10 protein-coding genes are annotated in these 10,193 nt (G+C 50.7%); 7 read left to right on the top strand and 3 right to left on the bottom strand.

Annotated elements, in window-relative coordinates; genetic code table 11:
• The coding region (locus C6Y40_RS03130; protein ID WP_146129483.1) for a transposase family protein at window positions 1-265 on the bottom strand (265 nt) is incomplete at its 3' end.
• A gap of 240 nt (window positions 266-505) precedes the next feature.
• Between C6Y40_RS03130 and C6Y40_RS03125 the strand changes: the two genes are divergently transcribed.
• The 4 genes from C6Y40_RS03125 to C6Y40_RS03110 all read left to right on the top strand — a co-directional run bounded on the left by C6Y40_RS03125 (window position 506) and on the right by C6Y40_RS03110 (window position 6,177).
• Entirely contained in the window at window positions 506-2,776 is a 2,271-nt protein-coding gene (locus C6Y40_RS03125) for a bifunctional rhamnulose-1-phosphate aldolase/short-chain dehydrogenase (protein WP_240621832.1), read from the top strand.
• Window positions 2,777-2,788: 12 nt separating this feature from the next.
• Complete coding sequence (rhaI, locus tag C6Y40_RS03120; protein WP_105933301.1) at window positions 2,789-4,084, top strand: L-rhamnose catabolism isomerase; 1,296 nt, start codon at window positions 2,789-2,791, stop codon at window positions 4,082-4,084.
• A 197-nt stretch (window positions 4,085-4,281) separates the two neighbouring features.
• A complete protein-coding gene (locus C6Y40_RS03115; RefSeq protein ID WP_105933300.1) occupies window positions 4,282-5,427 on the top strand; it encodes an alpha-hydroxy acid oxidase in 1,146 nt (381 codons plus the stop codon).
• Window positions 5,428-5,529: 102 nt separating this feature from the next.
• Complete coding sequence (locus tag C6Y40_RS03110; protein ID WP_170308395.1) at window positions 5,530-6,177, top strand: DUF4386 family protein; 648 nt, start codon at window positions 5,530-5,532, stop codon at window positions 6,175-6,177.
• Here the strand turns inward: C6Y40_RS03110 and C6Y40_RS03105 are convergent.
• Window positions 6,166-7,374 carry a histidine kinase dimerization/phospho-acceptor domain-containing protein gene (locus C6Y40_RS03105; RefSeq protein WP_105933298.1) on the bottom strand — a complete coding sequence of 403 codons (1,209 nt, stop codon included), beginning with the start codon at window positions 7,372-7,374 and terminating at the stop codon, window positions 6,166-6,168. The genes C6Y40_RS03110 and C6Y40_RS03105 overlap by 12 nt on opposite strands.
• Complete coding sequence (locus tag C6Y40_RS03100; RefSeq protein ID WP_105933297.1) at window positions 7,358-8,056, bottom strand: response regulator transcription factor; 699 nt, start codon at window positions 8,054-8,056, stop codon at window positions 7,358-7,360. The genes C6Y40_RS03105 and C6Y40_RS03100 overlap by 17 nt, the downstream gene beginning before the upstream one ends.
• A gap of 171 nt (window positions 8,057-8,227) precedes the next feature.
• On the opposite strand from C6Y40_RS03100, the gene C6Y40_RS03095 reads away from it, so the two are divergent.
• The 3 genes from C6Y40_RS03095 to C6Y40_RS03085 all read left to right on the top strand — a co-directional run bounded on the left by C6Y40_RS03095 (window position 8,228) and on the right by C6Y40_RS03085 (window position 10,181).
• Window positions 8,228-8,782, top strand: coding sequence for a recombinase family protein (locus C6Y40_RS03095; RefSeq protein WP_105933296.1), 555 nt, complete (start codon window positions 8,228-8,230; stop codon window positions 8,780-8,782).
• Window positions 8,783-8,956: 174 nt separating this feature from the next.
• Complete coding sequence (locus tag C6Y40_RS03090) at window positions 8,957-9,667, top strand: PEP-CTERM sorting domain-containing protein (protein WP_105933295.1); 711 nt, start codon at window positions 8,957-8,959, stop codon at window positions 9,665-9,667.
• 67 nt (window positions 9,668-9,734) lie between these two features.
• Complete coding sequence (locus C6Y40_RS03085; protein WP_105933294.1) at window positions 9,735-10,181, top strand: cupin domain-containing protein; 447 nt, start codon at window positions 9,735-9,737, stop codon at window positions 10,179-10,181.
• The last annotated feature ends 12 nt before the right edge of the window (window positions 10,182-10,193 follow it).

The raw sequence follows: 10,193 nt of genomic DNA, 5'->3' as shown, positions 1-10,193 counted from the left end.
AACGCTGGAATTGTTCGCTATCGACTCTTGATATCACACGAGCAATCGTGTCATGAACGGGCAGTCCATTTTTGAAAAGCCCTTTCTCGCGAAACCAGTCAAAGTGTAAATCACCAAAATCTTCAATGTCTTCCCAGCCTTTGGCACCAGCGATGGAAGCACACACGACAAGGAATAAAATATCAGTGAATAAATGTGCCACCTTAGCTGATTGACGAGGATCTTCTAACTCACTAAAAAGCTGTTCAAATGCACCTGTACCCATGACTCTCTCCGCAAAAGAGAGTATAAGATCACAGTCACTAAATTTCGTCCAGTTGTAATATCTCTTGTTAACTCAGTTGGTCAATAAATGTTCGTGATCTTGCCCTGATAGAAGGCCGGCATCGCCGGTTTTTTTATGCCCGCGATATCCTTTTGTGATCACCGACAAGGGTTATACTTAAAATTAATGTAACTAATTTGTTACTTTGTGATTGAATTTGATTGACATAGATTGATATGGATGTATATTGATTTTTATATTGATGGTTACATGCAATATAAAGCCAAATTCGATTTATTGATTTCACAGGACACTGTTATGCCGTATCAGCCGGATGAGTATCAACACGTAAAGTATTTATGGGAAGATCACATTGCCGATGAGCTAAGCCCCGTCGATAACCTGGTCTACCGCTCAAACAAGCTGGGAGAAGATCAGCGCATCACCAATACCGGGGGCGGTAATACCTCGGCTAAATTGATGGAAACTGACCCACTCACCGGCGAGCAGGTTGAAGTATTGTGGGTAAAAGGCTCCGGCGGTGATTTGCGCACATCCACCCGGGAGAACTTTTCTTCACTGTACGAAGGCAAGCTGCAGGCGCTGGATGAGGTTTATCAGGCTTATCCTGATAAAGGCTACAAATCTGCCGGCGAAGACCGCATGGTGGGCATGTTTAAGCACTGTAACTTTTGCCTGAATCCGCGTGCCTCATCCATAGATACGCCGCTGCACTCCATGATTGATGAGAAACATGTTGATCACCTGCATCCCAATGCCGTGATTTCGGTGGCGTCCTGTAAAGATCAAAAAGCGCTTACAGAAACCATCTGGGGCGGCAAGCTGGCTTATGTGCCCTGGATGCGTCCGGGCTGGGAAGCGGCCAGACTCTGTGAAGAAACCTACGAGGAAAACCCGGATATCGTGGGCATTCTGTTGGGACAACATGGTCACACCAACTGGGCCGGTGAGAGTAAGAGTTGTTACGAAACCTCGCTCTGGGTGATCGAAACGGCTGCCCGTTACATTGAAGAGCATGACAAAGGCGAGATGACTTTTGGCGGGCAAAAATACGCGCCACTGGATGAAAACAGCCGCACCCGCCTGCTAACCGAATTCCTGCCGGTTGCCAGAGGCATGATTTCCACCAAGGTAAAATTTATCGCCACTGTGCAAACCGACGACGCTACCTTACGTTTTGTAAACAGCGCGGATGCGCCAAGACTGGCCGCACTGGGCACCTCTTGTCCGGATCATTTTCTGCGTACCAAAATTAAACCATTACTGGTGGATTTTGATCCGCAAAATGACGATTTCGAACAGCTGGTCGACAAGTTTAAAGCGGGCTTGCAGCAATATCGCGAAGACTACATTGCTTATTACGAAAGCTGCAAACACGAAGATTCTCCGGCTATGCGTGACCCCAGCCCCACGGTTATTCTTATTCCTGGCATCGGCATGATTGCCTGGGGTAAAAACAAGAGTGAGTCGCGGGTGACGGCCGAGTTTTACAACTGTGCCATTGAGGTAATGCGAGGTGCTGAAGCCATCTCTGAATACACAGCGCTGCCTGCACAGGAAGCTTTTGATATTGAATACTGGGCGCTGGAAGAGGCCAAACTGCAACGTATGCCGGCAGAAAAATCGCTGGCTCGCGATGTGGTAGTGGTGATTGGCGCCGGTGACGGAATCGGAAAAGCGACGGCCCACCGCGTTGCCAGGGAAGGCGCCCATGTGGTGTGTGCGGATCTGAATTATACCAATGCTGAGAAAACCGCCGCCGAGCTTACCGAGATTTACGGTCAGGGCATTGGCGTGGCAGGTTCGGGGATCTCAGCCTGTGGACCGGCAATCGCCTTACAGGTAGATATCACCAAGCGCGAAACCGTTGAGGGCTTGTTCTCGCAGGTGCTGCTGGCGTACGGCGGCATTGATAAAGTGATTGTTACCGCGGGTGTGTTTGTAGCGGAAGGCGCAGACATGGCCAAGAACGACCAAATCTTTGATTTAAGTTTTGGTGTGAATGTTAAAGGCGGTTACGTGGTGGCCTCTGAAGCGCAGAAAATCTGGCAGAGCCAGGGGCTTAAAGGCGCTATGGTACTTACCACCAGTGTTAACGGCGCGGTCTCCAAGAAAGGCTCGCTGGCTTACGATACCAGTAAAGCTGCGGCCAACCATCTGGTGCGGGAGCTGGCCGTTACGCTTTCGCCGCTTATTAATGTGAATGCACTGGCGCCGGCAACTGTGGTGCAGGGCAGTAACATGTTCCCTCGTGACCGGGTGATTTCATCGTTAACCAAATACAACATTGCGTTCAGCGCCGATGAGTCAACCGAGGCACTACGCAATAAACTGGCTGAGTTTTATGCTCAGCGCACCCTCACTAAGCAGCCCATAACGCCGGACGACCAGGCCGAAGCTGCGTACCTGCTGATTTCAGGGCAGTTAAGTAAAACCACCGGGCAGGTGATCAGTGTGGACGGTGGTCTGCACGAAGCCTTCTTGCGATAGGAGTAACCGACTATGTTAAGACGCATCGATGAAGCACTGATTAACCGGGCGAATCAGTCACTACTCAACGAACTTGAGGCTGACTACGCGGCGCTGGGCGATAAGCTGGCGCGGCAGAATATTGATATTGAAGCCATCACCCGCAGCGCGGCAGATTTTCAGATTGCCGTACCGTCCTGGGGCACAGGTACCGGCGGTACCCGCTTTGCGCGTTTTCCTGGCACCGGCGAACCACGTAATATCTTTGAGAAACTCGAGGATTGTGCCGTGATCAATGAGCTTTCGGGGTGTACCGACAGCGTGTCGCCCCATTTCCCCTGGGACAAAGTGGATGATTTCAGTGAGCTCAAACAAACGGCCGATGAGTACGGGATAAAATGGGTTTCCGTAAACTCCAATACTTTCCAGGATCAGCCTGGTCAGGAACACTCCTACAAATACGGCAGTCTGAGTAACACCAGCAAGGAAGCCCGTGAACTGGCTATTCAACATAACCTCGACTGCATCGGCTATGGCCAGCAGTTAGGCGCGAAAAGCCTCACGGTATGGGTTGGCGACGGCTCTAATCATCCTGGCCAGCAACATTTCCAACGCGCGTTTGAACGTTACCTGGCCAGCATGGAACAAATCTATAAAGGCCTGCCGGATGACTGGGAAATGCACATTGAGCATAAGATGTTCGAACCGGCATTTTATTCCACCATTATTCAGGACTGGGGCTCCAACATTCTGGCTGCCATGCAGTTAGGGCCTAAATGTAAGTCGCTGGTCGATTTGGGTCACCATGCGCCAAACACCAATATTGAGATGATTGTGTCGCGCCTGATCCAGTTCAAAAAGCTCGGTGGCTTTCATTTTAATGACAGCAAATATGGCGACGATGATCTCGACAGTGGCTCATTACATCCCTATCAGCAGTTCCTCATTTTTAATGAGCTCGTTGATGCTGAATACCGTAAGGAGCAGGATTTCAATCCCGCCTACATGCTCGACCAGTCACATAACGTAACTGATCCGGCCGAAAGCCTGATTAACTCTGCCATCGAAGTGCAGCGTTCCTTTGTTAAAGCGTTACTGGTTAATCGCGAGGCGCTTTATGGCTATCAGGAAGATAACGACGCGCTAATGGCGTCGCTGGAATTAAAGAATGCCTTTAACCTGGATGTGTCGCCCATACTGGCTATGGCCCGTTATCGCAAAGGCGCAGCAATTAACCCGCTGGCGGTGTACCGCAGCAGTGGTTATCGCAGCAAAATGGCTGAGTTACGCCCACGGGATCCAAATGCCACCGGCTCAGGTATTGTGTAACCGTGTTTCCAAGCCAGCCTGATTGCCCTGTTAACCCAACGGCACGGCAGTCAGGCGACTTTTCTCCGGTTATTCAACGGTTTCACTGAGACATTAGGCGCATACTGCCGCAGGCGTCAAAATTTCCGGTATCCTTAGCGTTGTATCAGATGTAACCAAAGTCAGCCCATTCGCGTTATTTAAAAGGGGAGCCGTTAATGCGATTGAACCAATGTTTTAATTTTCATGATTTCAGAAAGCTGGCGCAAAAGCGACTGCCTGGCCCCATCTTCAACTATATCGATGGCGGCGCCGACGATGAAACCACCTTGCGTCGCAACAGCGATGCATTCAGAGAATGCGATCTTATCCCCCGTGTGTTAACCGGTGTGAAAGATATCGATCTGAGCGTGGAAGTGATGGGTCAGAAGCTCGACCTGCCGGTGTATTTATCGCCCACCGCATTACAACGCTTGTTCCACCATCAGGGAGAGCGCGCGGTAGCCGCTACGGCCGAAAAGTTCGGCACCATGTTTGGCGTGTCGTCGCTGGGCACGGTAAGTATGGAAGAGATTGCCCGCCAATACGATACCCCGCAGGTTTATCAGTTTTATTTTCACAAAGACAGGGGCCTGAACCGGGCCATGATGGAACGGGCTAAAGAGTCCAACATCGAAGTAATGATGCTAACGGTAGATTCCATTACCGGTGGCAACCGGGAGCGGGATCTCAGAACCGGCTTTTCCATTCCGTTTAAACTCAACCTGGCCGGATTATGGCAGTTTGCCAGCAAACCTGCCTGGGGGATTAACTATATCACCCACGAGAAGTTCTCTTTACCGCAGCTTGAAGCGCACATTGATATGGGCGGCGGCAGCAGTTCTATCGGCGATTACTTTACCAATATGCTCGACCCTTCTATGAACTGGAAAGACGTAGAAGAAATGGTGAAATTCTGGGACGGCCAGTTTTGCTTAAAAGGGATCATGAGTGCCGATGATGCGCGCCGTGCCGTAGACATTGGCTGTACCGGCATTGTTATCTCTAACCACGGTGGCCGGCAACTGGACGGCTCTCGTAGCTCATTCGATCATCTGGCCGAAATTGTTGATGCCGTGGGTGATAAAATTGATGTGATTTTCGATAGTGGCGTTCAGCGCGGTACTCACGTGTTAAAAGCGCTGGCGCTGGGAGCAAAAGCGGTGGGTCTGGGCCGTTACTATTTGTATGCTCTGGCGGCCGCTGGTCAACCTGGCGTAGAGCGGGCCATGCAGCTGATGGTGGCAGAAATAGAACGGGATATGCGCCTGATGGGCTGCAGTAAAATCAGTGAGCTTAATCGCCACCACGTCCGCTTTAGATAATCTGTTACAAATTAAGCACCTGAACTCATAACCGGTGAGTATTGGCAAAGCGGTTTAAGTGGTAAGCTGATGCTTTGCCTATTGCCATTGGACGGAGCCAAAATGAAAACTCGCTTGCAGCTTGGCGGTATTGCCGCAGTAGTCTGTGCGCTGTGTTATATCATTGGTTTTACCATGATACTGGTTGTCATGCCGGACATTAATATTGATGGCGAGCAGCGTCTGCAGGCCATTCTCTCAGAACCTCGCCTTATTCAGAGTTGGTACTTTATTATTTTTGTGGTGTTTGGCGTGGCGTTGCTGTTGCTAAACCGCAGCCTTTATCGCCCGGCGGGCGAGGAAAGTGGCCAATGGCAACTGATAGGCGCGCTGATAGGATACGTTTGGGCCGCTTACGTGTTTGCTATCGGCTTTATTTCGGTGCTTACCATCGAATATCTTACTTACCTGACACCCACCCAAACCAATGAAACCTGGCCGGCTATCCTGGCGATTCAGACGGGCCTTGGCGATGGCGTAGAATGGATTGGCGGTATCTGGATGCTGGTGATTAATATTAGCCTGTACTGCCGGCGAAGTGTGCCACGATCCTTAAGTGTTGCAGGAGCCATAACGGGCCTGATTGGTATGTTAACCGTTTATCCGCCATTAGCCGCTGCAGGCGGCGTCTTCGGATTGCTGCAAATTGGCTGGTTTTGCTGGCTGGGCCGCTTATTGTTAAAGCAGAAAATGCCCGTACTACCAGCTTAGTAACACGCGGTAATGCGTGGCGGATTGCTCAATACTGACTTGCCAGTGCATTACCGACGCAATCCGCTGCACCAGATACTGGCCGTGCCCCAGACCCTGATAATAGGGCCGTGAAGGCGATTCGGTCAGCGGGTTTTCAAACACCAGATGTGCTGACTGCACATAAATCCGCATACCGCCTCCACCGCCGTGATAAAAGCCGTTGTTAATCAGGTTCTGACACAACAAAGTGATTAAGTAGGTGTTGCCTGGCAGGGTAAAATTGTCGGGCAGTTCTATGTCGGCATTAAATGCCTGGTCGGGATAAATCTGGTACAGCGCCAGTAACTGCTTTTCAAGAACGGGCAGTAATTTAACCTCGCTGAACTGCAGGTTTTCCTTACGCGCCAGTGCCAGCAAGACTTCTACGGTTTGCTGTAAGGTATTGGTAGCCTGCTCAATTAACTGGCGCTCGGCCGGATCGCTTATGAGGTTGTCATTGATTGCCAGGGTATTCTTCAGCAGTGTGATGGGAGTCCGCAATTCGTGGCTCACATCACGGGTAAAATCCCGCTCTCGTTGCCAGGCTTCCTGAAGTTCAGAATAAGTATTCTTGAACGAATTCGCCAGTTCGCCAATTTCGTCCTGGCGACGTTCGCCGCTAATCTGGCAGGGCGAGTCGGGCGACTGCCGTTTAATTGAAACCGACAGGCGCTGGATAGGCTTGGCCAGTCGCGAGGCCAGAAACCAGGTGCTGAGAATCGCCAGGATGAGTGCCGCCGCCGATACGCTAAACAGGAAAACCTGGTAAATGCTGGCAAAGTTAGCCAAAGGCAGGAGCTCATTGGCCTGCACCATAACGCCCCGGGCCGGGATATCAGGCAGTGTAAAAGGCTGAAAGTAAACTGCCTCCTGCCCGGCAACCGTAGCAACATTATCGCCATAGGTGCTCGGTGTGAGCTTACCGGGGAGCTCGCTGTCGTGATTAATAATGGTATATGCCGCGGAAGAGGGAGACAACACACTCAGTTGGCTGTTGTCTGCCCAGCTGTTTTCAAGCTGCGTAATTTCCATGCTCAGTAAATGGGAGGCAACAATGTCCTGGGTCACCTCCATAAACAGCATACTGAGGCGGGTATAAAATAAGCCAATGATTAGCACCAGGGTTCCAAACGCAATAAACAACTGCGCCTGAATGCCTTTAAACTTCATTGTCATTCAGTCCCTTTAGCTGATAACCCACGTTACTGATGGTGTGCAACAGGGCCCGGCCGCTGGCTTGTTCCAGGGCTTTGCGTAACGTATACATGTGCGATTTCAGCGCGTTACTTTCAGGCGGGTCGTCGGCCCAGATATGACTGATCAAGTCTGAACGACTTACCGGATAAGGATAGTCACAAAGCAGTTTATGCAGGATCTTAAAGCCGATACCGGTTACCGGAATAACGGTGTTTTGCCAGTTGACGGTCATGGCCCGGGTATCCATGGCCAGCGATCCCTGGGTTACGGTAGTGTCGGTGTGCAGTTGCGGACGTCGTGCCAGCGCTTCGCAGCGCAGTGCTAATTCGCGTAAATCAAAAGGCTTAGTGAGATAGTCGTCGGCGCCCTGACCAAAACCTTTGGCTTTGTCGGTAAAGGCATCACGAGCAGTGAGCATTAACACCGGCACCACTTTGGTGGCTTCTGCCTTTATGCGCTTACACACTTCCAGACCGTCTATATCAGGCAGGTTCAGATCCAGAATGATAACGTCGAACTGACCGTTTAACGCCTGCTGAACACCCTGTTTACCAGTGGCAGCAAAATCGACCAGCCAGCCGTGGCCTTCCAGAAAATCAACAATCTGCCGGGCAATGGCCAGGTTGTCTTCGATTAATAAAACAGAAACTGATGTTGCCACAGTCCGGCGTCCTTTAAGTCTGTTGCTCTAGTATGTTACGCAAACCTTAGCGTGGCAACGGTCAAGGCAGGGTGAAAACCCGCTAATTGTCAGGTCGGATGTTTTAACGCTTGTATTCAATGCTGATTTTACTATCATTTTGAGCATTATCAGGCTAATCAGAATCAGCGCGTGACCACCTACTTATACGTTGGCAGCAGTACCGAAAAACAGGACGTTGACGAGCAGGCTCAGTCCTTAATCAACAAGTACCCTCACGATATTGTGGTGCGCGAGCCTAATGTCGATCCCGGCGCAAAGCCCAAACTCAACCGGCTGTTAAAGCGCTTAAAGCGGGGGGATCGGCTGATTATTCACGATGTGTCCAGGCTCGGGCGCAGCATTCGGGCGGTTGCGGCGGTTACTGCTGACCTTGAACGACAGGGTATTATGCTGATTGTTGATAATCTGGAGTCGGTAGCCGGCCCGGCACCGAATATTTATGCGTTGATTGCCAGTGCCGCGCAAATAGATAAAGACCTGCTGACCGACCGGCAGGCCATTGGTATAGCCAAAGCCCGGGCTAAGGGTAAGTACAAAGGCCGTAAAGCATTGCCGGCAACGATTATTAACAAGGCCAATAAACTGATTGCTAAAGGCATGAAGAAAACAGAGGTCGCCCGGCAGCTTAATATTGGTGAATCTACTCTGTACAAGTACCTTGCCGCCCAACGTCACAAGGGCTAGCGGAAAGCAGACCCGTCGGTAAGCTTTCAGCCGGTTATTTTCTTTCAGCCATCTCGTTTTTAAAATTCTTCACTATACTTAGCCACTGTGAAGTGCAAAGCATATCTATTCCTGAACTTTATTGTTGAGCGGTCTGGAATATAAAAATCCTGTTGATTATTAAAGGACCCGGACATGTTTCGAAACGCCAATTCTTCAGCGCCATTACTACGGCTGTACAGCATTGTTTTTCTGTTTGTTTTAAGCGGAGTGACGCAGGCTGCCTATATTACGGTTGATGAAGCCGGTATGGATGCTATATATGCCCAGACCAGCTTCGCAAATACGCCGGTTGATATCCGGCTGGGCAGCGCCATTGAGCACGTTGACCCGGGCTTGCTCACCCTCGACTCCGCCGCTAAATGGAGTGCGCTGACCTCAGCCCATTACGGTTCAGCGACAACGGTGAATTTCTGGTTTCTCGATAATATTACCTGGTGCGGTAATAACTTCATTTTTTACGTTGGCTGTGGCGAAACGCCGGGCAACGATTTTGTGGTTGAATCGGCCTATGCCGATAGCTTGTTTAACGCAGAGTTACTTGCCCATGAACTCGGCCTGCCTCACAACAGTGGCAGTAACAACCTGATGGATGCGTTTTTAAATGGTGGTACGGATTTAAGCAGCGCTGAAGTGGCAACCATTATGAGCAGCCCACTGGTGCAGTTTGATAATACGGGGTTCTTTATTGACGTTTTACCGGTATTAGTGGTGGCGGTAGCAACTCAGGTGGATGCACCGGCAGTAAGCGTTTTATTACTGCTGGCGTGTTTTGCAATGGGGTACCGGCGCCTTCGCTATGGGCTCAAATCCGGCATTTCAGGTATGCCGTTAGCCGTAAGATGAGTCTGTAAAGGCAATCTGCGGCGGGCTTCTGGCCCGAAGCCGCAAGTGGGTGAAAAGAGGTAATGCCATGCACAGGGCTATTGTTTTGCAGGAAACTGCGCCACCTGAATCGATTGAGTTGCTCGGCGGCCTGATCAATGTGATGAGTGATACTCAGAAAGGTGATGAACAATCTGTCACCGTACAGGAGAGTGCCGGCGCTGGTTTTGGTCCGCCGCCCCACAGCCATCCCTGGTCGGAAACCTTTTATGTGATAAGCGGCGCTGTGGATTTTATGCTCAACGAAGATGGTTATCACTGCGGCGCCGGGGCTATGGTTTACATTCCGGCGGATCAGGTTCATGCCTTTCAGTCTTGTGCTGAGGGCGTAAAGATGATCGAATTTACCGGCCCTGGCAGTCAGGCGCTGGATTTGTTTCGCTCCCTGAGTGCGTTTCTCAAACAGGCATCACCGGACGAACTGGATAAAGTGCGCTCGATTTTTTCTCAGCATGGTGCGACATTGCATATCTGAACCCGCCTACAC

This window comes from Marisediminitalea alba (genome assembly GCF_002993365.1).
GTDB lineage: Bacteria > Pseudomonadota > Gammaproteobacteria > Enterobacterales > Alteromonadaceae > Alteromonas > Alteromonas alba.
Note: the sequence above shows the minus strand (reverse complement) of the source record. Positions and strands in the feature narration are given on the sequence as shown.

Excerpts from the sequence above, each read along its gene's own strand:
- C6Y40_RS03105 (WP_105933298.1), bottom strand. The coding sequence starts at position 7,374 with ATGACAATGAAGTTTAAAGGCATTCAGGCGCAGTTGTTTATTGCGTTT.
- C6Y40_RS03125 (WP_240621832.1), top strand. The coding sequence starts at position 506 with ATGTATATTGATTTTTATATTGATGGTTACATGCAATATAAAGCCAAA.
- C6Y40_RS03090 (WP_105933295.1), top strand. The coding sequence starts at position 8,957 with ATGTTTCGAAACGCCAATTCTTCAGCGCCATTACTACGGCTGTACAGC.
- C6Y40_RS03085 (WP_105933294.1), top strand. The coding sequence starts at position 9,735 with ATGCACAGGGCTATTGTTTTGCAGGAAACTGCGCCACCTGAATCGATT.
- C6Y40_RS03110 (WP_170308395.1), top strand. The coding sequence starts at position 5,530 with ATGAAAACTCGCTTGCAGCTTGGCGGTATTGCCGCAGTAGTCTGTGCG.
- C6Y40_RS03115 (WP_105933300.1), top strand. The coding sequence starts at position 4,282 with ATGCGATTGAACCAATGTTTTAATTTTCATGATTTCAGAAAGCTGGCG.
- rhaI (WP_105933301.1), top strand. The coding sequence starts at position 2,789 with ATGTTAAGACGCATCGATGAAGCACTGATTAACCGGGCGAATCAGTCA.